Here is a 25,907-nt window from a genome sequence, read left to right as displayed (position 1 = left end):
GAGTACCGTTTGAAGAGAGTGAGTCGCTCGGGGGTCACTGTGATGATGCTCCATCATATGCTTTCCCACCTGGTATGGATGGAAGTGATCATCCAGCCTTGTCCGACCGTTTCGTTGCCCCCGATTTGGATATACGGATCATGCTGAAGATGTTTGAGCAGTTGGGACAGATCATCCGTGTTTTTTCCAGGGCGCTGGATCAAAAGGGCATAGAGCAAGGTGTCTGGGGGAAGGGATTCTTCTGTCCATAGGTTTGCACTTTGTTTATTCTTTCGGTCGAGAAAGTTCCGGGTTTGGATGGGCAGAGAAAATTCTGCGAAATAGCCGAAACTCCCTGTCCGGCAAGATGACCAACTGCTGGGTGAGTTGGCTCTGTATTTCTTCATGGGCGATCAGTGGCGAAATGGCCTGGATCAGTTGTTGGATCAGCTGTGGGTTGGCCTGGGGTTCATAGTAGAACTCTTCCAGATAAATGAAGGGTTCTTTTTTTGCCATGATGGGGCGGGCCATTTCTTTGAGCTGTTCCACCCATTTCAGCTTCGTACCACCCGCAAACTGTAAATCGCGTGAAAAACGTTGGAGGAGAAATGGACAAGTCACCAAGTAATAAGGTTGGTTCAGGGAACGGAAGGGTAGCAACAATAGCCGTCCATCCGTGATCCCGATACTGCCTGCCTGGTTTTTGTTTCCAAAGTAGAGGTCTAACTGCGCATTGATTTTCTCTTCCTCTTCGTTTTTATCTTGCAAATCTTGGTTTAATTTTTCACGCAAGGCTCCTTTCAGGCTGGAAGCAGGGATGTAGGGAACCATCGTAGTCTGTTCACGTATAACCGGCAGATCGACAAAACCGGATTGTTGTCCCGCTCCGACATGAATGGATGTTTCAGCCAGTAAGCCGACCAGGGCTTGCTTCATCAAGTTTCCTCCTTATCGTTCCATATTCCGATGGCGATTTGCCCCATGCCATAAGTGGCTTTTTCACCTGTACAGGTGAGATGGAGTTGAATGATTGGCCCGATTTGATCAGCGGAAGCTTCATAAAACCATGTACTTCCAGCAGGAAGAACGGGATACTGTCGCCAGATTTTTTGGGCCGTTTGTGGATGGGTGCTTTCCCAGGCAGCCATGGTTTGCAATTTCCCGAGCAAAGCAGATACTAAGCGTCCTGGAATGCCTGCGGGTCCCTGGCGCATGACCTGGGAGAGATCAGCATAGTATCCCGGTGTGAGCAAAGACACGGTAAACCGGATGATGCCATCTGTTACCTGGCTAAAGAAATCATGGGAAAGCTGAAGCACATCCGTGACCGAGGAAGCTGTCGTTTCAATCGTCGCTTCGACATATTTCCCTTCTCCTCCCAATGGAATGCCCAGGGTTGCTGGCAGTTCCCAATGATCGGGAATGCCATCCACTTCCACAGCAATTTGCAGCTCGGGATGAGGACGAATATATTCAATGCGGTATAAATGCTTGTCTTCGACGACCTGGGTTTCCAGATCGCGCTTGATTCCGTATTTTTGCTCCATACTCCAAAGGGAAGAAGAAACCTGGATGTCCTCGGAATCAGGGAGTTCGTCCTGGAGAAGGGATCGGTAACCCTGGGCGGTCAGCCAAACCTGTAAAATGTCTCCTTTCGGGTTGGCTTCTTCGGATGAATACCGTATACGCGGGAGACAGATTGCTTCACCCAGATCGCATTCCACTGGTGGACCGGGGACCAGACGGTGGAGTTCCCACTTCCCTTCCCCTTGCTCGGCTCCAAACAGGCGGAGTGGAGCTGGAAAGAGCGGCTCACCCTGGTAAAGGAGATATGGGCCTTTGAGTTGCAGTTGGCCCAGGCTGATATAATCCCCGATTTCCTCTGGCCAGGTGTCCGGGGCATTTTCGTGCCATCCTTGCGTACTGGCGAGGGCAATGCGTATCGCTCCTTGCAAGGTGGACATAAAGGGTGGAAAATAAGTTTGGGGTTTAGCCGTTTTTTGCTCCCCTGCTTCAAACGATGTTCCGTCTCGAAACAGCAAGGTATCCAATGGACGTAGGTACCAGATCGTTTTCACGAATCGTTCTCCCCTTTTTGCCTTAAGAAATGGATGAATTGTGCCGCACTGCTTTGAAACTCCCCTTCAGCCAAATGAATGGCACCATCTTCCCGCCACGAACGAAAGCTGACCTGAAGCAAGGCACGAACCGCTTGTTGAATATTCCGTTTCTTGGCTGGATTCTGATCGATTTGCTTTTGGAACAGTCGGTATAAATCGCTGGTGATTAAGGTTTCCAACAGCTTTTTATGGTTAAGAGGTGTATCAGTCCCCTGGTCAAGCGATGAGTAAGGGAAGTGTGGAAGGTGGGCAAAATGGGTTTGGATTTTTTTCAGGTACGTGTTGGTAAGGATTTCTGTTATGGCAAGTTCTTCGGTACCTTCTGGTTTTGTGTCGCCTTGAATCAATTGAGTAAGCACGTCGACAGCGGAAGGTTGCCCATTCGCCCCTTCCCAGGGAGCTGTCCAAATAACTTCAGAACCCGTCCGTTTCCAGATCCCCATCGCCAGGCTATCCCTTCCGCTCTGTTCTTTGGCATGCTGTTCAAGTAGCTCCCGCCCATATTGGAGTACCTCTTGCAGATGGGTCGAGCAGTGCGCATAGACGATCGCTACTGAGCAAGTGGCAGGGACTCCTTCACGGCGAATCTCTGCGAAGGAAGTGATATAGCGCTCTCGTAGATGGCGTGCGGCATCGAGTGCGGTGGTCATCGGAAACATGGCCATCACGTCGTCTCCGCCTGCATATATGGGAACCCCTTTGAATTTCCGAACCGCTTCGTTCATTTGCCTGGAAAAGTGCGTAATCGCCCGACTGATTTTGCCTGCATCTATCTGGCGCAAGAGCGCTCCCAACTGATCCCCGTCCAAAATCAGGAGAGCGTAGTAAGGTTCTGGCTCTCCCACCTTTTCGATCATTTGCTGATAGAGGTGGCACAGTTCTTTTTTTTGGCGATCGCTTAATCGAGGATGTTTGGAAATAGTGTTTTCTACCGTATGGGAGAGGGTGAACTCTCCAGGCAATTTGAAAAAAAGAATACTGTCTTCTGTCAGGGAATCAAAAAGTTGGGGAAAGTGCACTTTCACATCCTGTTGTTCAAGTCCGTATTGTCCTGCTTTTTTTCCATAGGCCTGGACCAGTTCCGGGCACTGTTGCCAGGCTTTCTCCCGCCAGGGCAAAGCAGCCAGATATAAGGTGGATGGGATGTGAATCGCTGCTGGTGGAATGCGCCATCCGATCGCTTGTTTGGTCACATGTGGGAAGAGGCGTTTGATCATGGCGATGGCTGACAGCTTTTCATCCGGATCGATTTCACTCATGCACTCATGAATGGCACGCCAAAAGGCTTGCTGTTCTTCGGATTTGCCAGGAGATCCGGAAAGCTCTTGGTAATGGCTAATGATGGAGCACTTTTCACCGATCTCCATCGGCATCAGATGGGTGCGCCAATTTTTACGCCGATCAAGGAGATCATGCTCTTCACCGATTGCCCAAGTGATCTCCCACAGATGGCTTATCTGCCGTTCCCAAATCATCTGGGTTTCTGCCCGATTCCAGAGGGTATCGCCGATCTCGGCCTGTTTGAGCTCGCGGGTGATATGGGTTTGGACGGCTTTGGCGATCCGTTGCCAAGCGTTTTGCACGGCCTCCACGCAAGCACTGGGATGAAAATCATAAGGAATACGGGCCTTGAATCGATTGGGCAAGGTGCCAATCCAGGGACCAGTCCAGTCAGAAAATGCCTGTTTTTCCGCCTGTTGGATCGCTGCCAGCAAGTCATCCTGAATCCCGTTCTGATGGATCTCGAACGATGGGAAGAGAAGGGTACCTCCGGCTTGTATCACCCGATGCATGGCTACCCCTGACAAATAAGAGAGGAGAAAGGAACTTGCCAGCAAATCGCGTGTCCGTCGGGATTGGGCGATGAAGCTTTGTACAGGACCGATGGTAAAATGCAGGATGCGTTCACTCACGATAGCCACACCTCCTCATAACCCAACTCTTTCAAATGTTCTTGCAAAAGTTGGTAACTTTGCTGCAAAGAGTGATCGGGCAACCCCTTCACTGCTGGCAGTGATGTTTGAGGCAACAGGAAAATCGGTGTGTATGTTTGCTGGATCGGTATGATCCTTAGCCAAATGGGAGACGCCATGCGCTTGACATGCTTAGCATGCTTGGCATGCTTGGACTTGAATTCTTCAGGCGGAGCGGCATGATATTGGGTCCCTTGCAAATACATGGGAAGGCCCAATACCAGCCGATGGAACCGTTCCGACGCCTCGTTCGCAAAAGCATGGAGGACTCTTTCCCCTTCCTGGCGGGCTGCTTCTTCCGAATCAAACTCTTGTGGCCGATAGTAGAGACGGGCTCGCTGGCTGAGACGAGTGTTAGGAAAACGCTGTGAAACGTGCTGAACAGGGCGTTCAGGCGCTAGAAACCAGGAACGAATCGTTTGCAAGCCTTGGCGAATTTGCTGAATCCATTCGTCAATGGTGGAAACTTGATGGAGTTGGGGAAGGGAAGAGAGCCATTCAGAAATGGGAGGATACCCTTCTGCATCATAAGGCTGCCAATCTTCGAGAAGGAGGGCGCCATAGCCTCGGCGTGTTCGGGTTCCCAGTCCACCGATATTCCCCAACAGCCATGTACTGGCGAGCACCGCTTGGTATACCTGCTTCATCCATGAAACCTCTGTGGGGCGAAAAGCAAATGAGAGAGAAAAGGATTGGCCGGGCGGAAAGTAATGTTTGGGCACACCTCTTACGACAAAAAAGGAACGCTTGTGGTTGGTCACTGTATAGGGAACATGGCGAAGCGAGTGCTTCGACAGATGCATCAAGAAACGGGATTGTCCATGCTGGGCGCTGCCAAAAATCGCTTCTTCCAGGGTAGGCGCTTTTTTTCTTTTGTCTGTCTGGAGAAAGTAGCCCGGATGAATGGCTCGAAACCAGAAGCGCAGACATCCTTTCACCGATGGGAGACGAAGCTCCGCTTTTTGCGGGTAGATGCCGTTTATAAACATGGGTGTGACAATCCGAAAGCGGGTATGTAAAACAGGTACTTTTTCGGGAATGGATTGTTCAGACATCGTGTCTCTCCTTTACATTGATGATTGGGCAAGAGGATCAAAGAGATCTGAAAAAATCTTCAGCTTATTGACAAAGTATCCGTTATATACCGGTTTTCCTTTTCCGTTTCACTCCCGTTGCTTAAAAACAAGCAAGAAGTCGTTCAACTGGAAAAGGAAAACCGGGTTTGTCAACAACCTCGAGATTTGAAAAAATCTTCTTTTAGCGCCGGGCTTCGTTTCCGTTTCGCTTCCTTTCAATTATGAAGAGGAAAAGTCGCTCAACTGGAAAAAGTGCGCTTTGTTTGTCAACATGCTTTTCTTTCCCCTCTAGAGCCAGTTTCTTTAAGTCACCTTTTCTGATTCACAGGATATAACTCGCCATGCAATGGATGATTTCATCGGTTTGTGAGCAAGCTCAGAGGAGTGTTTTATGCTTGTAAGTTTGGCGCTGATCCAAAGCAGGCGGGAACTGATCAGGGTCAATTTTCAACCTGTAACGGATATCTGCCAGCCTTCGTTCCAGATCAGTGGAGTCTTTTTCTGTAAAATAGTCCCTGTTTTGGTGGCGGGAACGATAAATTTGATACTCGGCCGCAAACAAGAGGCCATTTCGCTCCTGATAGCGATCAGATGAAGCCTGGTACCATTCTTTCATCCCGAGTAGCTGATAATCATGGCAATAGGTAGGATGGATTTGTAACAACTTTTTCAGGTAATAAATCGCTTCCGTATAATGGCTGATATCGTATCGGATCAGTTGCAGATTCCAGCTGATCAGGAAGAGATAAGCACGGTCATGGTCAGGATTTTGTTTGAGGTGCTCTTGCATGAGCCGAATCGCTTCCAGATTTTTGTGATATCGCTTCTCTCTCCAACCAGCTTCATCGATGTCGACTTGCTCGGAGTCATACCACAAAAAGACTGCTTTAAAAAAATAAAGCCCCCATAATTCAGGATAAATGTTTTCCACTTTTTTAATCAATTCAAACTCATGCGACGAAGGGATCTGACGTGCATGTTGGTGCAGGATAAATCGTTCCGATAAAATGGCAAACGCTTTTAAACGTTGCTCGATGGCTTGATCCAGCTCTTTCAGTTCTGCTGTCAATTGCTCTTGCATCTTTCGTGTTTCGTCAGTGACTTTATCTGTAATCATGTCTGGAATTTTCTTCTCTTGCCGATATGTGAAGTAAGCCAAAGCGAGCCCTCCAATGGTACAGACAACTGCCAGCACATTTAACAGATAGCTCATATAGGCGTACTGGTTGGCAAGTACATCCGCCTCTTGCCAGGTTTTTTCGACTTGTTCGGGGATAGACGGTTTATCCTGCTGGTTGGTTGGATTGGTTGTGAACACCAGAGTGGTGTTAAAGAGCTTGTTGATGATCGGGGAAACAAAAGCACCGGTGACAAATAAAAAGAGACCAAAACAGATGAGACCAATCCATTTCAAGGCATCGTGTTTCTTTTTTTTTTGTTTTTTTTGGCCATGTTTCGGAGAGTCGTTCATTGCTTTCACTCCTATGCCAAGTGATTTGAAATCATTTGTCAATTGAGTATTTCCTGCTTTATGAAAATATTATATAATTTTTTTGCATCCATTTATAGATGATATGAAGGGAGTTATGTATGCAAGTTATTATTTCAACAGTAGGAATTTCGATGCAACGCAATCTGGGTGAAGATACATCGATAAAGCGAAAGTTTCAAGAGTTCACCCGTTTGCCTGTAAAGGATACACTGGAAGCAGAAGGATATCAGGAGCTCTTTAAAATCCTTGTGCAAAAAGCCCATCATGATCCGTTTGATCCTACCCTGTTTAGCGCGGAGACCAATAGTCTTGCCCGGATGCAGGTAGCAAAGGGAGATCATTTATATTTCCTGGCGACCGATAGCCTGGCGGCAAAATTGTGTGGCGAAGTCCTGAGCGAGATTTGCCAGCAAAAATGGGGAGCGAAAACCCATGTCCAGGTGTTGAAAGGATTGCAGGTGGCGGATGCCAAAAAATTTCAGGAGGAAGGGATTCGCTCCCTGGTTTTGGCTGTTCGTCGGATCTGTGAACAGTATCGGAAACCCGGGCATCCGATCGTGTTAAATATCACGGGCGGGTATAAAGCGGTTGTTCCTTATTTAACGCTGTTGGGACTGATTGAAGGCATTCCCGTCAAGTATGTTTATGAAGAATATGGGCATGATTTGATTGAGCTGCCAGCCCTTCCGCTTGACTTTGACTATTCGGTCCTGGAAAGGTTGCGGCAGGATTTTCACCCGAATACCATCGCTCGTTTGACCCGAGAAGGGGCCTTTGAAGATGATTTGTGTTTCATTGCCAATTTGACACACCAGGAGCTGGTGGAACGGTATCGAAAAGTCTTTGTGTGGGAGGGCAATCGGGTCAAGTTATCCTCCCTGGCCAGACTGATACTGGAAAGGGAAAGCTAGTCAGAGAGGAAGGAAATAACGGATGCGGATTCAAATGACGTTTGCGATTCCGAAACCGGCATCGCTGCCTTACAGTCTCAATTACTATCTGACCAGTTATTTTTACCGTGCGATTCGGGAAGTGAATCCCCATTTAAGCGGTTGGTTGCATTCTGAAGGGATTGCCTTTCGGGGAAAAGCGTATAAACCGTTTCTTTTTTCACGCCCCTGGTTTGATTTGCGTACCCACTTTCCGACGCATATGGAAGTACAGGGGAAATGCAGGATTCAGGTCGATTCGATCCAGGTGGAGGTCGTTCGTTCGATCTATGAAGGAGTCAATCAACTCGGCTGTCTCCACCTCCTGGGGGAGCGTTTCCCCCTGGTGGATCTGCGGGTCAAAGAAGCGATTTCATTTGCACCCAGGATGACCTATGAGACGATCAGTCCCATCACGGTTCCGGTTCGAATCGATGATGAGCTGCATTTCTGCCATCCGCTGGAAAGCCGCTTCTACGATAATCTGCGCTACTCGCTATACAATTGGTACGAAATCAAATGGAAAGAGCCTTTTCCTGATCATGAAGAAATCCATATACAATTGGTCGATCCCGGTTCCTTCCAGCTCGAGCGGGCGGCTGTTTTAATCCAGTACCATGGCAAAAACATCAAGGCCTATCAGTTGAAACTGGCCATTGAAGCCCCCGTCAAGATGCAGCAGGTGATCTACGAAGCCGGACTCGGCAGCTATGGAAGCCAGGGATTTGGGATGGTTGAGGTTAGGAGGTAGGAAGGGGGATTTTACTGGATGAAATAGATTGAGTGAGCCAGTTTGATGTTGTAGTATCTCATTCATTTAGGCTCAATATGGAAAAGCTTTAAATGGGGATGAGTCGCCCACATTTATTTCGATTGGATGATCCATTTCTTCAGGAGTCTGATTTGTCATAAAAATAGATTGGAATACTTGGAGTGCAGCGAACCTCATTTTGAACATAGATGCTTGAAACCTAGATATATCAAGGGATTTCAAGTCATTTTGGCAAAATGGTGAGAACACGACCGGAGGTTTGCTACAAAAAAAGAGTGTTGAAAGGGATGGTTAAGTGGGTGTATACTAGAAATAACAAGGGATTTGGTGTGTGGTGAATTTAGGGTATTGAATCTACTATAGAATGAAAACCTTCAGATAGAATCATACCAAACAAAGAACATTGTCAGAGTATTGGATCTACTATAGAATAAAAACAAAACAAACCCATCACCTTTTTTCAATTTTGAACAGGTGATGGGTTTGTTTTTGGATAGTCGAGTGAATGAGCTACTTTGGAGATAGAGCGAAAGATACTTGTCCTACCCGATTCCTACTTGGTTTAATTGAAAGGTAATATGTCCATCTCACAATACATGAGTTGAGTGCAAGTTTGGTTTATATGAAATACCAATGTCTCATCGATATATTTTTTTGCAGGAACCCATCTTTTAACCTAGAAGTTATAAGGTGAACAAAATGGGATAAAATGAGAGTGAGGAACATGTTACGTTTCAGTGAATATGGCTATCTCCCGGAAGGTGATCACACCATGACTATATCTAAATTGAAAGAATCCATTCTGGTACTTGGTGATGAATCAACTTTCCAATGGAACGAAGGACATAGACGGCATCTAGTCAACAATCTAGAGTATTTGGTTCAGCCCTTATGGAAGATGGGGATTGAATGTGTTTATATTGACGGTTCCTTCTGCACAGACAAAGAAACACCTGGCGATATCGATGCCTATTTTGATTTCCCAGATGAAGGTAAAACCAGAGCTGAGGTATTGCGTGAATTAATTGTCTTAGCTCATGAACTGAATTCTCTATCTGAGGATGGGCTATGGAACTGGTGGGAAAGGCGGCCAAACAGTGATTTTGAAGCAAAGCCAGAGATGTGGTTCAAGTACCAATGCGAGATTTATCCGAATTGCTTCGGTGTTTATGCGACAAAGGACGGTAAGAAGTTTGATCAGATGTTTCGGAAAGATAAAGATGGTATTCCTAAAGGGGTTATTCAGCTCATTAAGGGGTGATTTTGTGAGAATTCATTCAGAACAGCAGTATGTAAAGGCAAAGAAAGAGTTGGAAGAGAACGAGCAGTATCGAGCGGAAGAGTTAAGGAAAATGCAGGAGGAAGGATATACCCCTGAGATGATCGGAATTGCTTTTTGTCAGTTAGATTGTGTTCTAAGTGGTCTCCGCCGTGATGTGAGGGAATATGAAGATGTAGTTTCGGGCAATTTCGACAAAGAGAAAGTTACGATTGATGAACTGGGTTCCCATCTCATCAAACTTCGAATCTGGAAAGGTCTCAGCCAAACTGAACTTGCTGAACGATTAGGTGTGAGTCCTGCACAGGTTTGTAAAGATGAAAAAAATGAATATCAAAACATCAGTATGAGGAAACTGAATCGGATTTTGCAGGCCTTGCATGTTGAGAAACTTACGATCATTCAGAAAATAAATACTCCTACTTGCAATCTGAACAAGAGATGGCTGCAAGCAAATAGAAGAAAATAAGTTAATTCTCTTTATTTGAGGGTTTTTTCTTTATCAAATGAAAAAGTCCGGTTCCCGAAGATAGGGATGAATCGACTACACTTTTTCCATTGGATGATCCATTTCTTCAGGACTCTCATTTGTCATAAAAATAGATTGGAATACTTGGGATGCAGCGAACCTCTTTTTGAGTACAGTTGCTGTGAAACCAGATGTATCAAGGAGTTTCGAGTAATTTCGACAGAATAGTGAAAACACGACCGGAGGTTCGCTGCAAAAATGGAGTGTTGAAAGGGATGGGGAAGTGAGTGTATACTAGAGATAACAAGGGATTTGGTGTGTGTTGAATTTAGGGTATTGGATCTACTTTAGAATGAAAACTCTTGGCATATAAAATCACCTCCTTCTGGGATAACTTATTACGTATTGAATCTACTATAGATTAAAAACAAAACAACAAACCCATCACCTTTTTCAATTTTCAACAGGTGATGGGTTTTTTCATTAGGAAATCAGGTAAGCAATCCACGTCACCTACCGCTTCCGCTTTAATTCCCAACGATTGATGAGGCATTGGGGTTGAATGATCTAGGAATGATGGCCCCCTCATTGTCATTACCGACCTCCATCGGTCCTCTCTTCGATTCCATCAGGTGGAACACATGCTTTTTCCGCTTCAATGTATCGTTCTAACATTTCTTCTTCCAATGCTTTGATTATTGTGATCGTCGAGAGTCTTGAAATATTCTTTTCGCTGATCCTTACGAATAATAAATGGAATCCATTCACTTTTCATGAGCTCCAAGATTCATGATCAGGCGAGCCGTGCGTCCATTTCCGTCGATAAACGGGTGGATACGTACGAACTCGCAATGCAAAAACGCAGCTCGTTCAATTGGATGCAGGTTTTTCTATTTTTCATAATAGTCAGTCATAATCTGCTCCATCTCGATGTGATGAGAAATGAGCGTTCTATTTTCATGCTACTATCATTCTGGTTTCTTTTGCTTCGGATCAATGGCTGATTGACCAGACGTGCCTTGGTTCTAATAAAAGGACTGGGTCAGAACAAAAGGCGTTTTCAGTGAGATTTCCGGGGGTTTTATTGAATTAATGTTGCTATTGTTGTTATATTTATATCTTTTTCGAAATAAATAATGGTGAATGAGAAGATTATAAAGGGGTGGAATCATGGTTCTCTCTAAATTTGCAGATAAACTTCCCATTCTCCCTGTTTTAAAACCTTGCCGGAAAGATCAAAGTCATACTTATTACGAAGTGAAAATGACGGAATTTAAGCAATCTCTCCATAGTGAGTTAAATGATACAACAGTCTGGGGGTATGAAGGCAGCTATCCTGGGCCAACCATTGAGGTGGAAAGCGGAGAAAAAGTGTTTGTTAAATGGATCAACAATCTTCCCGAGAAGCATCTTTTGCCGATAGACTATACGGTACATGGTGCCCATTTAGATGTACCGGAAGTAAGAACGGTGGTACATGTACACGGGGCTAGCGTTGAACCTGAAAGCGATGGCTATCCGGAGGCCTGGTTTACAAAAGGATTCAAACAAGTCGGTCCATATTATACAAAGAAAGTATATCGATATGATAATTACATGCGAGCCTGCACTCTCTGGTACCACGACCATGCGCTTGGGATCACAAGACTCAATGTATATGCGGGATTGGCAGGATTTTACATTATAAGAGATCAGCATGAACGTTCATTAAATTTACCATGTGGTAAATATGAAATCCCTCTTATTATACAAGACAAATCTTTTAATAAAGATGGTTCTCTTTATTACCCGAAGCAGCCGGAAAAACCAGTCCCGGAATTGGAAACATCGGTCGTTCCTGAATTTATAGGGGATACTATTCTGGTAAATGGCAAAGTATGGCCCTATTTAGAAGTGGAACCACGTAAATATCGATTCAGACTGCTAAATGCATCTAACACCCGTTTTTACAGGCTTAAGCTTGATTCAGGACAACTTCTTTATCAAATTGGAACAGATGGAGGATTGATGGAATACCCGATCGGGGTCCAGGAAATCATGCTGGCTCCTGCAGAAAGAGCAGATGTCATCATTGATTTTACCAATCTGGAGGGAAAGAATATCATCATGACCAATGATGCCCCTGCTCCTTTTCCCGGCGGCGATCCGCCAGATCCGGATACGGTAGGTACAGTGATGCAGTTTAGAGTAACTCTTCCTCTTTCAAGTATTGATACGAGCGTTATACCGTCTTATCTGGGGCCTCTTCCCAAACTGAGAGAACGATCAGCTTCAAAGATCAGATATTTAACATTAGATGATATTACCGATCAGTACGGCCGTGAATTCATGTTATTGGATAATAAAAGGTGGGATGATCCCATAACAGAAGCTCCAAAATTGGGGTCAACCGAAATATGGTATCTCATCAACCTAACGAACGATTCTCATCCTATTCATATTCACTTAGTTGATTTCCAAATCCTTGATCGGAGACCTTTCGATGTGGAACGCTTTAAAAAGGAAAGAGTCATCCATTACACTGGCCCGTCGATCCCTCCTGAACCACAAGAAAGAGGATGGAAGGATACAGTAAGAGCTAATCCTAACCAGGTAACCCGAATGATCATGAAATTTGGTCCTTATAAAGGTTTGTATGTGTGGCATTGTCATATACTTGAGCATGAGGATTATGAAATGATGAGACCGTTTGTGGTGATTTGAGAGTTAGTACTTTATCAAATGAAAAAGTCCGGTTCCTGGAGAAGAGGATGAATTGCCCACTCTTATTCGATTGGATGATCCATTTCTTCAGGAATCTCATTTGTCATGAAAATAGATTGGAATTCTTGGAATGCAGCGAGCCTCTTTTTGGGTACAAGTGCTGTGAACCTAGATGTATCAAGGGATTTCAAGCGATTTTGACAATATATTGAAAACACGACCGAAGGTTCACTGCAAAAAAGAGGTGTTGAAAGGGGTGGGGAAGCGGGTGTATACTGGAGATAACAAGGGATTTGGTGAGTGTTGAATTTAGGGTATTGGATCTACTATAGAATGAAAACTCTTGCGGAAATAAATCCCTGCTCGTTTATCTTCAAAGTTGTATTGGATCTACTATAGAATGAAAACAAAACAACAAACCCATCACCTTTTTCAATTTTCAACAGGTGATGGGTTTTCTCATTAGGAAATCAGGTAAATAATCTAATTCACCTATCGCTTCCACTCTAGTTCGCAATTATTGATGTGGCTAGGGTGTCACATGATCCAGAAATTCTGTTTCCCTCATCAGCGTTAGCATCTTCCATCAGCCACCTCCGAAACACCGGGGAAGACTTATAACCGTAAAAGGAGTAGATAATCAATACGTGAAAGCTATCGTTTGTTTTGCTGATAATGGAAAAAGAGGAAAGTCTCATTTACGGATCTAAATAGAATCGAAGTGGACAAGAAGAAGAGACTAAACCGAAACGGGAGGAAACAGGATGAAATGTGAATTGCCTTCTAGCTACGTTTTCCCTGCCGTAGTAGAGCAAGCAGAAAATAACGTCTCTATGTACTTTCCGGATCTTCCAGGAATGGCTACCGCCCCGGATCTAAAGACGGGAATAAAGGACGCGCGGGATCTGTTGGGCTTCCGCCTGGCTGAGATGGAAGCAAATGGGGAAGAGATACCGGAGCCGTCCGATGTGAAGAACATTCAATTATTGAATCCATCGGATCAGATCATCTATGTTGACGTTTGGATGATTCCGTATCGTGATGATGTGGATCCTTACCCTATTAATGAAGAAGAGTTGGAACAATGGGAGGCAAAGGATAAAGAATATATTCCTTTAGAGGAAGCGGCGAAAATGTTGGGCGTTGAGCTGAAACGCAAACCATGAAGGAGGTTCACCCGTGAGCAAACCGGCGGAATTGCTAAAAGATCTGCTGGTAGATACTTCACCATTGACACCGGAAGAGCGTGAGCAGATTGAAACGTCTGATGGCTCATACGTCACTCTGGAGGAACTGAAAAAAGATCTCGGACTATAAGCGCTTGGCATTGACCATAAAGGAGGTCCAACCCATGAGCAAACCAGATCCACAAAAGCGTTATACCTATGCCGATCTTTTAACCTGGGATGATGGACAGCGCTGGGAGCTGTTTGACGGCGTCCCTGTGGCGCTTGCTTCTCCGTCTACACAACACCAAGCAATTGTTACGGCATTGACAGTAGAATTTGGAATGTACCTTAAAGGCAAGACCTGTAAAGTGTTCCCTGCGCCTTTCGATGTACGTCTTTGTAATGAATCGGACAGCGACAATGAGATTACAACGGTTGTTATTCCTGATGTATCCGTTATTTGTGATCCGAACAAGATAGATAGTAAAGGATGTAAAGGCGCGCCTGATTTAATTGTAGAGATCCTTTCCCCTTCTACAATACATGAGGATAAAGGCAGAAAGTTCTACTTATATGAGCAGTACGGCGTAAAGGAATTTTGGATTGTTGATCCTGACTATAAGGTTGTTGAAGTATATCAGTTAGTTGATAGACGATACTGGAGACAATTCTACGCATTAAGCCAGAACGACGAAATAAAAGTAGGGATCTTTGAGGATCTGACCATCTCTTTAAAAGATATTTTCGGAGAGTGACCGCCATTGTTGTAGAAGCAGCAAAAGCCCGATTTTAATACCATATCAAAGATGAAGTGGATGTGTTTGTGAAGAATGGGGAGTGGGTAATTCGTTCGGCTGGTCGTCCTGATCATGGCTTTGCGACTGAGATTTTAAAGGACTTGGTTTCTCAAGGGTATGAAGGACAGCAGTTGATTGAAGAGTTTGAACGTGTTCAAGCGCAAATCCGTCCGGCTGTGGAAGAGATGATTGCTGAAGCAGATGAAATGGCTCGTAATGCACTAAAGAGAGGCCACAAAGATAGAACAGCTGAACTCTTTTGCAGACCTGGAGGATTAGTGTGGAAAATATATTGTTGAGTATCTGCCACCAGCTGAACGTTATTTGAAGAAGTTGAAGGAGAAACCACTGAAACGCCTATATCTTGAAGCAATACAGGCAATATCCGCTAATCCTTATGTTGGAGAAGCCAAGACCGGTGATCTTGCAGGTGTCTATGGTTATGGCATCAAATATAAAGGGGCGAATTATGAGCTTGCCTATCGGATCTACGAGGACGAGGAAGGCAATGCGGTGGTTGTGATCATGTGTGGAACTCGCGAGAACTTTTATAATGAGTTGAAGCGATTTATCAAAACATCAAAGTTAATCTGAGAAAAGAAGCCATGATAGGTTTCTTTTTCTTTTGCTTACAATCATTTTTCTTTATCAAATGAAAAAGTTCGGTTCCCGGAGAAGCGGATGAATCGCCCACTCTTATTCCATTGGATGATCCATTTCTTCAGGAGTCTGATTTGTCATAAAGATAGATTGGAATACTTGGAATGCAGCGAACCTCTTTTTGAGTACAGGTGCTTTGAACCTAGATGTATCAAGGGGTTTCAAGTGATTTTGACAGAATGGTGAAAACACGACCGGAGGTTCACTGCAATAATGGAGTATTGAAAGGGATGGAGAAGTGGGTGTATACTAGAAATAACAAAGGATTTGGTGAGTGTTGAATTTAGTGTATTGGATCTACTATAGAATGAAAACTAGGGAATCTGCTTTCACCCAAAAAATCCGAGAATATAAGTGTATTGGATCTACTATAGTATGAAAACTAGTGTAGGGTATTCCACTGATGGAATCATCAGGATATGGTATTGAATCTACCATAGAATGAAAACTGGGTAATTGATCCTTTCTGAGAATTTAAAGCCCCTGTGGTATTGAATCTACTATAGATTAAAAAAACAAACCCATCACCTTTTTCAATTTTCAACAGGTGATGGGTTTTTTATTGGGGAACCAGGTAAATGATCCATTTCACCTACCGCTTCCACTTTAGTTCGCAACGATTGATGGAGCATGGATGTCACATGATCCTGAAATTCTGTCTCTCTCATCAGCATTAGCGACCTCCATCGCTCTCCTCCTCGATATCGTCAGGTGGAATACATGCCTTTCCCGCTTCAATGTATCGTTCCAACATTTCTTCTTCCAATGCTTCGATCATCGTAAGGAACTGGCTGATGTCTTTTTGATCATCGTAATGTTGAAGAGCCTCGAAGTATTCTTTTCGCTGATCCTTACGAATAATGAGTGGAACTAATCCGCTTTTCATGAGCTCCAGATTCATGATCAGGCGAGCCGTACGTCCATTTCCGTCGATAAACGGGTGGATACGTACAAACTCGCAATGCAAAAACGCTGCCCGTTCAATCGGATGCAGGTCTTGCCATTTTTCATAATAGTCATACATTATCTGCTCCATCTCGATGGGAACTTTCCACGGCTGAGAAGGTACATGCTGTTGTCCTCGAATATAAATGGGAACATGTCTATACACGCCTGCGTTTTTAGTATCGATTCCACGCAGGATGATCGAGTGGATTTCCTTTACGACCTGTTCACTCATCGGTACATGGTCTTTGGCGAGCTCTTCCAGAAAAAGAATCGCTTCCTTGTGATTGATGGCCTCTAAATGCTCCCTTACACTTTTCCCGCCAATCGTAATCCCGTCCGCGATAATGATCGCTGTTTCCGCAAGGGTGAGAGTGCTTCCTTCAATGCTATTGGAATGATAGGTCCACTCAATGTCAAGTGTTTCTTTGAAGCTCTGCATGGTAATCGGATGGATGGGATATTGTTTGCGGAGCTCGTTTAATTGATCGATTTTTCGCATACGCCCTGTTTACCTTCGAAGCTAAAGGATTGGAATCTTCAACCATTATCATATCATGTGGGACCCAGTGTTCAAAGACAGCAAAAAAACTTGGGAACCCACTTTTTCATCGGGGATCATCGGGTAAATACAAAGGGAAATGAGGCCGCTCTATAAACCCGGTTTTCCTTTTCCAGTTAAACGACTTCTTTCTCGTATTTATTGAGCGGGAGTGAAGCGGATAAGGAAAACTGGCATATAACGGATACTTTGTCAACAACGCTGGGAAATTTTATTTTTTTAATTTTTATACTATACATCCATGAATGATTTTTCGTTATATTTGAATTAGGGTCGATTCATTCGGAGACTCGAAAATCTGCTTCCAACCCTGTTTCTAACGTAAATCAACACCACTGGCCTTTTTAGCCTTACACGGTGCATGAGTAGCAAGCCGATCCAATAGTTGGAGCCAAACAACCACAGTTAAAAAGGAGAGAGAGTGATATGTCTCGTACCATTCGGGCCTATCGGGGAACCAAATTGCATGCCAAAGGATGGATCCAGGAGGCAGCTTTACGGATGCTGATGAATAACCTGGATCCGGAAGTGGCGGAAAAGCCGGAAGAATTGATCGTTTATGGCGGGATTGGAAAAGCAGCACGCAACTGGGAAGCATTTGATGCAATTGTGAAAACACTGACGCAACTGGAAAACGATGAAACCTTGTTGATTCAATCGGGGAAACCGGTCGCTGTCTTTCGAACACATACAGACGCTCCAAGGGTGCTCATTGCCAACTCCAACCTGGTTCCTGCTTGGGCGAATTGGGATCATTTCCATGAGCTGGAGAAAAAAGGACTGATGATGTATGGCCAGATGACGGCAGGTAGCTGGATATATATCGGGAGCCAGGGCATTGTACAGGGAACGTATGAAACCTTTGCCGAGTGTGCACGGCAACATTTTGGCGGCAGCCTGAAAGGAACCATTACCGTCACCGCCGGACTGGGTGGAATGGGTGGTGCTCAACCGTTAGCCGTTACCCTGAACGAAGGCGTGGTCATTGCCATTGAAGTGGATCCCGTTCGAATTCAGCGCCGCCTGGATACCCAATATCTGGATACCAGGGTAGACCGCCTGGATGAAGCGATTGCTTTGGCTCGGAAAGCCAAAGAGGAAGGAAAACCGTTATCCATCGGATTGTTAGGCAATGCAGCTGACATTTTACCCCAAATGATGGAAAAAGGCTTTATCCCGGACATTGTGACGGATCAAACATCCGCCCATGATCCGCTGAACGGCTATCTCCCGCAAGGGATGACCCTGGAAGAAGCTGCTGAGCTAAGAAAAACGGATCCAAAACAAGTCGAAGAGCGGGCCAGACAAAGCATGGCTGTGCATGTACGAGCCATGTTGGAAATGCAAAAACAGGGGGCTGTCGTCTTTGACTATGGAAACAATATCCGCCAGGTTGCCAAAGATCAGGGGGTAGAGAATGCCTTTGACTTCCCGGGCTTTGTTCCTGCCTATATCCGTCCGCTCTTTTGTGAAGGAAAAGGGCCATTCCGTTGGGTGGCACTGTCGGGGGATCCAGAGGACATTTATAAAACGGATGAAGTCATTTTACGTGAGTTTGGCGACAATGAACATCTTTGCCGCTGGATTCGCATGGCCCAGGAGAAGATCACCTTCCAGGGCTTGCCGGCGCGGATCTGCTGGTTAGGCTATGGTGAACGGGCCCGCTTTGGCAAAATCATCAACGATATGGTGGCTTCGGGAGAGCTGAAAGCCCCCATCGTGATCGGACGGGATCACTTGGATTCCGGTTCAGTCGCTTCACCCAACCGGGAGACGGAAGGCATGAAAGATGGCAGCGATGCGGTAGCCGACTGGCCGATCCTGAATGCCTTGATCAACGCTGTCGGTGGAGCAAGCTGGGTCTCGGTGCATCATGGCGGTGGAGTCGGCATGGGTTACTCCCTGCATGCGGGGATGGTGATCGTGGCCGATGGTACGAAAGAAGCCGAAAAACGGTTAGAACGTGTACTTACGACGGATCCAGGCATGGGAATTGTCCGTCACGCCGATGCGGGATATGAACAGGCTGTCCAAACGGCGAAAGAAAAAGGAGTTCATATTCCCATGCTGAAGGAGTAAACAGAAAAGGGAATGGGAGAATGGAGGGAGCGCCCGGTTCGTCCATTCTCTGTAAAGCAAAGGAGGTTCGTATATTGAATCAAAAGCCGCTGTTGATTCGTCATGCCAAACAGTTGGTCACGTTAGCCGGAAGTTCGGACAAACCGCTATGCGGTCAAGAGATGAATGATCTGAAAATCATTGAAGATGGCAGTGTGTGGATCGAAAATGGCGTCATTCAAAAAGTGGGCAAAGACGAAGAGATCATAAAGCATTACCTACATCGCTTGGCAGAAGCGGATACCATTGATGCTACAGGTCGTTTGGTCACACCGGGACTGATCGATCCTCATACCCATCTTGTCTACGCGGGTAGCCGGGAAAACGAGTTTGAGATGCGACTTAAAGGGGCTACCTATATGGAAATCATGAATGCTGGTGGCGGAATTCATGCAACCACCCGGGCGACCCGGCAGGCGGATCATGCGCAACTTTTTACGGAAAGCAAACGGCGCTTGGATCAGTTTTTACTGCATGGGGTGACCACGGTCGAAGCGAAAAGCGGTTACGGACTCACCTTGGAGCATGAAATCAAACAATTGGAAGTGGCGCAAGCGTTGAATGAAAAGCATGAGGTGGATGTGGTGTCCACGTTTATGGGAGCTCATGCCGTGCCTGCGGAGTATAGGGAAGATCCTGACCGTTATGTGGATAAAGTGATCACCGGGATGATTCCTGAAGTGGCACGGCGTGGTTTGGCTGAATTCAATGATGTGTTTTGTGAGCGGGGAGTGTTTACCCCTGAGCAATCCCGGCGCATTTTGGAAGCAGGGTTGGAGTACGGCTTGAAACCCAAAATTCATGCGGATGAGATTGAGCCTTATGGTGGAGCCGAATTGGCAGCGGCTGTCGACTGTGTATCTGCAGACCATTTGTTAAAAGCGTCCGACGAAGGCATTCAGGCAATGACCGAAAAAGGCGTGGTTGGTGTCCTGTTGCCCGGTACGGCTTTCTTCCTGATGGCGGAGGTGGCTTCCGGCCGCAAAATGATCGATGCTGGTGTACCTGTCGCTTTATCGACCGATTGCAACCCGGGCTCTTCCCCCACTGTTTCGCTGCCGCTGATCATGAACCTTGGTTGCCTGAAGATGGGGATGACCCCTGCTGAAGTATTGGCTGCCGTGACCATCAATGCCGCGCATGCGATTTGCCGCGGGCATGAGATCGGTAGCATCGAACAAGGGAAAAAAGCAGACCTGGTCATCTTTGATGTGCCGAATTATATGAGCCTGTCTTATTTCTATGGTGTGAACCATGTCCATACGGTCATCAAAAATGGAAAAGTGGTTGTCGAAAATCAGGTGAAAAGGAGTGGAGCCGATGCGTAACTATCCGTATCCTTTGCTGAATCCTCCTTCTTTTCGCTGGAATGCCCCCAAAGATGTGCAAGAACCCAAAGTGCATGAGTGGATTCAGACCTTGGACGTGAAAGAAGGCGAAACCGTGGATTGGTCACACTTTGATGTGGCCATCCTCGGCGTACCGCTCTCCCGCTCCTCGATCAGTGCGTCAGCCGCCAGTGAAAACCCGGATGCCATCCGCCGGGCGTGGAAGTATTTTACCACCTATAACATGGAAGAAGATGTGGATTTAACGGCTCTGAAAGTGGTGGATTTGGGAGATGTCAGACAGCACGTGACCGACATACCAGCCTGTCACCGCCATATTCAGGAAGCGATGGTAGCGATGCGCACCCATCATCCCCATACCTTGCCACTGGTGATCGGGGGGGATCATTCGATTACGGCCATGTTGGTCAAGGGATGGAAAGAAGCCCATCCCGATGAACGCATCGGCATTTTGCAGCTGGATACCCATTTTGATCTTCGCTCCTTGGAAGATAACGGGCCAAGCAATGGTACACCCATCCGAAACCTGATTGAAAGCGGTACCATTCGTGGGGAAGATGTTTACAACATTGGATTGCATGGCTTTTTCAATGCCAAATCATTAAAAGTGTATGCCGATGAAGTGGGTGTCCATTATGTCACCTTAAAGGAAGCACGCAAAAAAGGCGTAGCCCAGGTGGTACAGGATGCTTTGCAACAGCTGAGCCAAAAAGTAGACACGATCTACCTCACGGTTGACATGGATGTATTGGATATCAGCGTGGGTCCCGGGGCTCCTGCTGCAACACCGGGTGGAATGCGCACGGATGAATTGTTTGAAGCTGTTTTATTGGCAGGTGCCTGTCCAAAAGTCAAAGCGATGGATCTGGTTTGCCTGGATCCCTATCGCGATGTAGAGCAGGCAACCGTAAAAGCAGGCGTTCATGTAATGCTTTCATTTCTAACGGGATTGGTAAAAAGAAAAAACGCTTGACCACTCCCTATGTGTAAACGCAGGGGATTCTTGGGTAATCCTGTCCACTGACAGGAAGTTGACCAAGCTAACCCCGTGGACCCCACGGTTAAACAGTTTGAGTTGCTACGTCACAGGCTAGACCTGTTGCTTGGTTTTCGCTTTTCAGTCTAGCCAGTCCATACACATAGCATTTTACATGCAAGGTGATTGGCTTGCACAACCCTATATGCTATCCACTTGTCAAGGAGCAACTGGCTGTATTTTAACAGTGGAACATTTGTTTGTAAATACTTTTCTGAAAACATACCGGACTTGGCACAAGGGCTAATGCCCTCCCTCGTCCGACGCTCGCTCTCATCCCCATAGCTCAAGAAGCTAGGGGTTTTCTCGCTCGCAAGGATATAAACAGATTCCGCATTTTTATTTTTTAAACAAGTTATTTTTGAAAAAATCATTTGATTTTATCCGCAAATGATTGTATTGTTAACATGGTTCGTTTGTAGGAGTCATTGCCTAAGTCCCCAGAGTTACAAATCGATTTGGGTATCCGTTCCGTTTTTCCGATTCATTCCGACAATGCCCTGCGAGGAAGGATTTCTGTGCCGCTCTGAGCCGGAAGCGAAAGAAGCGGCAAAATACGCATCCGTATTAATGGAAATTGCCTACGTTTTTCATCTTTCGCTTTCCGTCTCTCGTTGGGTAGGGCCTGTAGTCACTCGCTTGGAAAAACTCCGCTGATTTTTGAAATAGCTTGTCAGGTGAAGGAGGTACTGAGTTGAACCATTATGTGGACAAAAATGTTAAACTTAAACGAACACTTACCTTAGCCCCTGTGGTTTTAATCGGTCTTGCTTATATGGACCCTCTGGTTGTTTTTGATTCATATGGGGTGGTGGCTCAAGAAACAAAGGGGCACGTTCCTTTATCCTACCTGGTTATTCTGGTGGCGTTGTTGTTTACGGCATATAGTTATGGACAAATGGTCAAAGCTTATCCGGTAGCCGGATCCACCTATACGTATGCGCAAAAAAGTATCCATCCCACAGTTGGTTTTTTGGTTGGATGGGCAGTACTGCTCGATTATCTGTTTTTGCCGATGGTGAACTTTGCGATTGGAAGTGCTTACCTGAGTGCGGCCTTTCCCCAAATTCCCGGTGCGATTTGGGTCTTGCTACTGGCCATCATGATTACCACCATCAATATTTTTGGGATTAAGTTGACAGCCAATATGAACACCCTGTTTGTTACCTTTCAAACTTTGGTATTGGTTGTTTTTGTCGGCTTTATGATCAAAGGGCTGGTCAATGGTCTTGGTAGCGGAACGTTAGTAACACTGGATCCGTTTTATACCCCGGATATCGATGTTTCGCTCATTCTGACCGGTGCATCGATTTTGTGTTTTTCTTTTTTGGGTTTTGATGCAGTTACCACTTTGTCGGAAGAAACCCTGCAACCGAAAAAAACGATCCCTCGTGCCATTTTCCTGATCGCACTGATTGGCGGGCTCCTGTTTACTTGCACCTCTTATTTTTTACATTTGGTTCATCCGAATTTTACGGCCTTTAAGAAAGCAGATGCAGCTTCATTAGAGATTGCCAAGTTTGTGGGCGGCGCTTTTTTGTATTCCTTTTTCCTGTCAGGAACCATGGTTGCGGTCTTCTCTTCATCTTTGTCTTCGTATGCCAGTGCTTCCCGTCTTTTATATGCGATGGGAAGAGACGGATCGTTTCCAAAAGCATTTGCTTATTTGCATCCGAAATGGCGGACGCCTGTATTTAATATTTTGCTCATCGGACTCATATCCTTGACTGCGGTATTGGGTGAACTGGAAGTCATCTATTCATTTATCAGCTTTGGTGCTCTGATCGGTTTTTTGTTTGTGAACTTCTCGGTGATCGCCCACTATTATTGGCGGCAAAAACAGCGGGGTGGAATGAATTTCATCCGCTATTTCCTTTGTCCCACTATTGGAGTCATGTTAACTTTGTGGCTGTTTACCAGTTTACATGGATCCGCGATGTTGTTAGGTACAGCCTGGCTGGTTGTTGGTCTGCTATATAGTGCCTTCTATTTAAAAGGGAGAAAGCCTGTGTTTGAATTGGATATAAGCTAGTAATTGGACGGATAGCGAATCGTGGGCAGGAAGAAGACATCCAAGCCAAGCATTGGCTGAATATCGGGCAAAAGTGAATCCGCATATTAAAGCCATATATGTTACCCTTACACCCTATAATGTTACGCTGGTGGATCCGGATGATCCTCATTCATGGGATTTGGGAGGATTTGATCCCAGCATGCCCCGTCTTATTCAATTGATTGCGAATGAAGATGTTTGATGTAAAAAGCACTTGCATTTTATCTAAGTAGCAAAAATGCAAGTGCTTTTCATTTTGCTATAGCTAATCCAGTTCTTTTATAGATATCAAATATTAACCAGCGGTTTTCTTCACAGCTTCTTCAAATTCTGTTTCGATGTTTTCAGCGGGTTTTGCTGTTAGCAAGCTGACAATGATGATGGCCAGAGTACCTGCGATAAAGCCAGGAATCATTTCATAAACGGCTTCAAGTGCCTTGAATTGTTCCCAAACAATAACGGTAATGGCACCGACAATCATGCCAGCAAGTGCTCCCCATTTCGTCATGCGCTTCCAGTACAGGCTGAGCAAAACGACTGGGCCAAATGACGAACCAAATCCAGCCCAAGCGTATCCGACGAGGTTTAGAATGGTATTATTGGGATTAATAGCCAATAATAGCGCGATAATTGCAACTCCCAACAGAGAAAGCCGTCCTACCAATACCATTTCCTTTTCGGAAGCGGATCGGCGGAAAAATACACGATAAAAATCTTGGGTCAGGGAGCTGGCTGTTACAAGTAACTGGGATGAAATGGTACTCATAATCGCAGCCAGGATCGCGGCCAACAGGAAGCCGGCAATCAAAGGATGGAATAAGATATTGGACAAGAAAATAAAGACGGTTTCGGGGTTTTCCAATTTGGTGTGTTTGATGTGGAAGTAGGCAATACCTACGAGACCCGTAAACATGGCCCCAACGAGGGAGAAGATCATCCAGCCCATACCCACGCGTCTGGCGTTTTTCATTTCCTTGATTGAAGTGATCGCCATAAAACGGACAATAATGTGTGGCTGTCCAAAGTACCCAAGTCCCCATGCTAAAAGAGAAATAATCCCAATGACGGTGGTACCTTTAAAAGCATCCAGGAGTGTCGGATCAATGGAATGAATGGTGTTAAATGTAGGCCCAATCCCTCCGATTTCCATAATTGTCACGACAGGAACAAGAATAAGAGCCAAAAACATCAAGGTTCCTTGTACCAAATCAGTCCAGCTGACGGCGAGAAAACCGCCAAATAAAGTATAGATAATGACAACACCGCCTGTAAGCCAGAGACCTAACTGGTAATCCATCTGAAATGCACTTTTGAACAACTCTCCACCTGCAACCATCCCTGATGATGTATACAAGGTAAAGAATACAAGAATGACGAGTGCTGATGCTACACGTAAAATGTGCGATTGATCTTTAAAACGATTTTCGAAATAGTCTGGAATGGTAATGGAATCGTTAGCGATTTCAGTATAGACTCTTAAACGTGGTGCTACAAATAACCAGTTTAAATAGGCTCCCAATGTTAAACCAACCACAATCCATCCACTGCTTAAGCCGCTTACATACATGGCGCCAGGAAGCCCCATCAATAACCAACCACTCATATCCGATGCACCCGCGCTTAATGCGGTAACAACAGGACCCAGGTTTCGCCCACCCAGCATATAGTCGGACAGATCCGAGGTTCTTTTGTATGCATAAAACCCGATGATAAGCATACCAACAATATAAATGCCAATGGATATGAATACTTTGTAATCCATGCAGAGTTTCCCTCCCTCATTTTATTTTTTCTTTTAGAAAGAAAAATATTATATAAAAATAAACAGTTATAACTAATAGTATGTGGGACAAGATAGTACGTCAATTTGTTTATAAATATACGTAATATTTTATTTTTAATCAGCTGGTAATCGAGGCACGCCAAATAGGAACCAAACTTATTATTCCAGTTTAGTGACAAAGCCTTCTTTTTAGCGCTGGGGATCCTTTTCCGCTTCGCTTCCGCTCTGATAACGAGCAAAAGTCGAACAATGGAATAGGAGCCGCTTTGTTTGTCAACATCCTCCATTTTTTATACCCTTATTTAGTTTATTTAGTCTATAAACTATTATAATTACATATATTTTTATATCAGATAACAGTGTGGGGCATTCGATGAGAGAACGATGATCTATAAAGACGAAGGTTCGTGTTCCAGCAACTTTCCCGAAGTATGAACCGTTACTGATTTGGAATAAATTTCTTGTAAAAAGAATATTGCATTTTGATTTTGAGCATGATATATTATTTCCTGTCGCCGCTGATGAGCGGTGAAAATGAGAAACGCACCTTGAAAATTAGATAAGGAAATGAAGTCAAGTCAAGGGTATCACCGAGACGAGTACCTTTAGCAACAGGTTAAGCTACTAAGGGCACACGGTGGAT

24 protein-coding genes and 1 pseudogene are annotated in these 25,907 nt (G+C 45.2%); 15 read left to right on the top strand and 10 right to left on the bottom strand.

What is annotated here, in order from left to right; all coding sequences use genetic code 11:
* Nucleotides 1-53: 53 nt before the first annotated feature.
* The 6 genes from BMZ78_RS19665 to BMZ78_RS16995 form a co-directional block, all read right to left on the bottom strand.
* Entirely contained in the window at nt 54-299 is a 246-nt protein-coding gene (locus BMZ78_RS19665) for a hypothetical protein (RefSeq protein ID WP_425263951.1), read from the bottom strand.
* Nucleotides 265-915, bottom strand: a complete 651-nt coding sequence (gene cmr4 / locus BMZ78_RS17015) for a type III-B CRISPR module RAMP protein Cmr4 (RefSeq protein ID WP_093231600.1) — start codon at nt 913-915, stop codon at nt 265-267. Before cmr4 ends, BMZ78_RS19665 begins: the two co-directional genes overlap by 35 nt.
* Nucleotides 915-2,057, bottom strand: a complete 1,143-nt coding sequence (locus BMZ78_RS17010; RefSeq protein WP_175482543.1) for a type III-B CRISPR module-associated Cmr3 family protein — start codon at nt 2,055-2,057, stop codon at nt 915-917. Before BMZ78_RS17010 ends, cmr4 begins: the two co-directional genes overlap by 1 nt.
* Nucleotides 2,054-4,012, bottom strand: a complete 1,959-nt coding sequence (gene cas10, locus BMZ78_RS17005) for a type III-B CRISPR-associated protein Cas10/Cmr2 (protein WP_175482542.1) — start codon at nt 4,010-4,012, stop codon at nt 2,054-2,056. The genes BMZ78_RS17010 and cas10 overlap by 4 nt, the downstream gene beginning before the upstream one ends.
* A complete protein-coding gene (cmr1, locus tag BMZ78_RS17000; RefSeq protein WP_093231597.1) occupies nt 4,009-5,127 on the bottom strand; it encodes a type III-B CRISPR module RAMP protein Cmr1 in 1,119 nt (372 codons plus the stop codon). The genes cas10 and cmr1 overlap by 4 nt, the downstream gene beginning before the upstream one ends.
* A 397-nt stretch (nt 5,128-5,524) precedes the next feature.
* Nucleotides 5,525-6,619 (bottom strand): hypothetical protein, encoded by a 1,095-nt coding sequence (locus BMZ78_RS16995; RefSeq protein WP_093231596.1) that lies wholly within the window; start codon nt 6,617-6,619, stop codon nt 5,525-5,527.
* Nucleotides 6,620-6,738: 119 nt separating this feature from the next.
* On the opposite strand from BMZ78_RS16995, the gene BMZ78_RS16990 reads away from it, so the two are divergent.
* The 4 genes from BMZ78_RS16990 to BMZ78_RS16980 all read left to right on the top strand — a co-directional run bounded on the left by BMZ78_RS16990 (nt 6,739) and on the right by BMZ78_RS16980 (nt 10,089).
* Nucleotides 6,739-7,551: a putative CRISPR-associated protein gene (locus tag BMZ78_RS16990; RefSeq protein ID WP_093231595.1), complete on the top strand. Its 813-nt coding sequence runs from the start codon at nt 6,739-6,741 to the stop codon at nt 7,549-7,551.
* Between the two features lie 22 nt (nt 7,552-7,573).
* Nucleotides 7,574-8,320: a CRISPR-associated endoribonuclease Cas6 gene (cas6, locus tag BMZ78_RS16985; RefSeq protein ID WP_093231594.1), complete on the top strand. Its 747-nt coding sequence runs from the start codon at nt 7,574-7,576 to the stop codon at nt 8,318-8,320.
* A gap of 730 nt (nt 8,321-9,050) precedes the next feature.
* A complete protein-coding gene (locus tag BMZ78_RS18940) occupies nt 9,051-9,602 on the top strand; it encodes a DUF6932 family protein (RefSeq protein WP_425263949.1) in 552 nt (183 codons plus the stop codon).
* A gap of 4 nt (nt 9,603-9,606) precedes the next feature.
* Nucleotides 9,607-10,089, top strand: a complete 483-nt coding sequence (locus BMZ78_RS16980) for a helix-turn-helix domain-containing protein (RefSeq protein ID WP_175482540.1) — start codon at nt 9,607-9,609, stop codon at nt 10,087-10,089.
* A gap of 764 nt (nt 10,090-10,853) precedes the next feature.
* Here BMZ78_RS16980 and BMZ78_RS19660 read toward each other — a convergent pair.
* Entirely contained in the window at nt 10,854-10,946 is a 93-nt protein-coding gene (locus BMZ78_RS19660) for a Fic family protein (RefSeq protein WP_217645026.1), read from the bottom strand.
* A 313-nt stretch (nt 10,947-11,259) separates the two neighbouring features.
* Here BMZ78_RS19660 and BMZ78_RS16970 point away from each other — a divergent pair, with 313 nt between their 5' ends.
* From BMZ78_RS16970 to BMZ78_RS16950, 6 genes are all read left to right on the top strand, one after another.
* On the top strand, nt 11,260-12,792 hold the full coding sequence (locus tag BMZ78_RS16970) for a multicopper oxidase family protein (RefSeq protein WP_093231592.1): 1,533 nt from the start codon (nt 11,260-11,262) through the stop codon (nt 12,790-12,792).
* 764 nt (nt 12,793-13,556) lie between these two features.
* Nucleotides 13,557-13,958 carry a type II toxin-antitoxin system HicB family antitoxin gene (locus BMZ78_RS16965; protein WP_093231591.1) on the top strand — a complete coding sequence of 134 codons (402 nt, stop codon included), beginning with the start codon at nt 13,557-13,559 and terminating at the stop codon, nt 13,956-13,958.
* Between the two features lie 13 nt (nt 13,959-13,971).
* Nucleotides 13,972-14,109, top strand: a complete 138-nt coding sequence (locus BMZ78_RS18935) for a hypothetical protein (RefSeq protein ID WP_175482539.1) — start codon at nt 13,972-13,974, stop codon at nt 14,107-14,109.
* A gap of 34 nt (nt 14,110-14,143) precedes the next feature.
* On the top strand, nt 14,144-14,716 hold the full coding sequence (locus tag BMZ78_RS16960; RefSeq protein WP_093231590.1) for a Uma2 family endonuclease: 573 nt from the start codon (nt 14,144-14,146) through the stop codon (nt 14,714-14,716).
* 68 nt (nt 14,717-14,784) lie between these two features.
* Complete coding sequence (locus tag BMZ78_RS16955) at nt 14,785-15,057, top strand: hypothetical protein (protein ID WP_093231589.1); 273 nt, start codon at nt 14,785-14,787, stop codon at nt 15,055-15,057.
* Nucleotides 15,050-15,352, top strand: a complete 303-nt coding sequence (locus BMZ78_RS16950; protein WP_093231588.1) for a type II toxin-antitoxin system RelE/ParE family toxin — start codon at nt 15,050-15,052, stop codon at nt 15,350-15,352. The genes BMZ78_RS16955 and BMZ78_RS16950 overlap by 8 nt, the downstream gene beginning before the upstream one ends.
* A gap of 599 nt (nt 15,353-15,951) precedes the next feature.
* On the opposite strand, the gene BMZ78_RS18930 is transcribed toward BMZ78_RS16950, so the two are convergent.
* A complete protein-coding gene (locus BMZ78_RS18930) occupies nt 15,952-16,092 on the bottom strand; it encodes a hypothetical protein (RefSeq protein WP_175482538.1) in 141 nt (46 codons plus the stop codon).
* Nucleotides 16,092-16,865, bottom strand: coding sequence for a Fic family protein (locus BMZ78_RS16945; RefSeq protein ID WP_093231587.1), 774 nt, complete (start codon nt 16,863-16,865; stop codon nt 16,092-16,094). Before BMZ78_RS16945 ends, BMZ78_RS18930 begins: the two co-directional genes overlap by 1 nt.
* A 486-nt stretch (nt 16,866-17,351) precedes the next feature.
* Between BMZ78_RS16945 and hutU the strand changes: the two genes are divergently transcribed.
* The 5 genes and pseudogenes from hutU to BMZ78_RS19730 all read left to right on the top strand — a co-directional run.
* Nucleotides 17,352-19,004 carry a urocanate hydratase gene (gene hutU / locus BMZ78_RS16940; protein WP_093231586.1) on the top strand — a complete coding sequence of 551 codons (1,653 nt, stop codon included), beginning with the start codon at nt 17,352-17,354 and terminating at the stop codon, nt 19,002-19,004.
* Nucleotides 19,005-19,078: 74 nt separating this feature from the next.
* Nucleotides 19,079-20,371: an imidazolonepropionase gene (hutI, locus tag BMZ78_RS16935; RefSeq protein ID WP_245739895.1), complete on the top strand. Its 1,293-nt coding sequence runs from the start codon at nt 19,079-19,081 to the stop codon at nt 20,369-20,371.
* Nucleotides 20,364-21,365: an agmatinase family protein gene (locus tag BMZ78_RS16930; RefSeq protein WP_093231584.1), complete on the top strand. Its 1,002-nt coding sequence runs from the start codon at nt 20,364-20,366 to the stop codon at nt 21,363-21,365. The genes hutI and BMZ78_RS16930 overlap by 8 nt, the downstream gene beginning before the upstream one ends.
* Nucleotides 21,366-22,134: 769 nt before the next feature.
* Nucleotides 22,135-23,460 (top strand): amino acid permease, encoded by a 1,326-nt coding sequence (locus tag BMZ78_RS16920; protein WP_093231608.1) that lies wholly within the window; start codon nt 22,135-22,137, stop codon nt 23,458-23,460.
* A 16-nt stretch (nt 23,461-23,476) separates the two neighbouring features.
* A pseudogene (locus tag BMZ78_RS19730) lies at nt 23,477-23,683 on the top strand (hypothetical protein); the annotation flags it as partial.
* Between the two features lie 93 nt (nt 23,684-23,776).
* Here BMZ78_RS19730 and putP read toward each other — a convergent pair.
* Complete coding sequence (gene putP / locus BMZ78_RS16910; RefSeq protein ID WP_093231582.1) at nt 23,777-25,243, bottom strand: sodium/proline symporter PutP; 1,467 nt, start codon at nt 25,241-25,243, stop codon at nt 23,777-23,779.
* Nucleotides 25,244-25,907: the final 664 nt, after the last annotated feature.

Origin of the sequence: Thermoflavimicrobium dichotomicum, from assembly GCF_900114055.1 — a bacterium.
In the GTDB taxonomy this organism is placed as follows: Bacteria; Bacillota; Bacilli; order Thermoactinomycetales; family Thermoactinomycetaceae; genus Thermoflavimicrobium; species Thermoflavimicrobium dichotomicum.
This window is presented reverse-complemented; position numbering and strand designations above follow the sequence as displayed.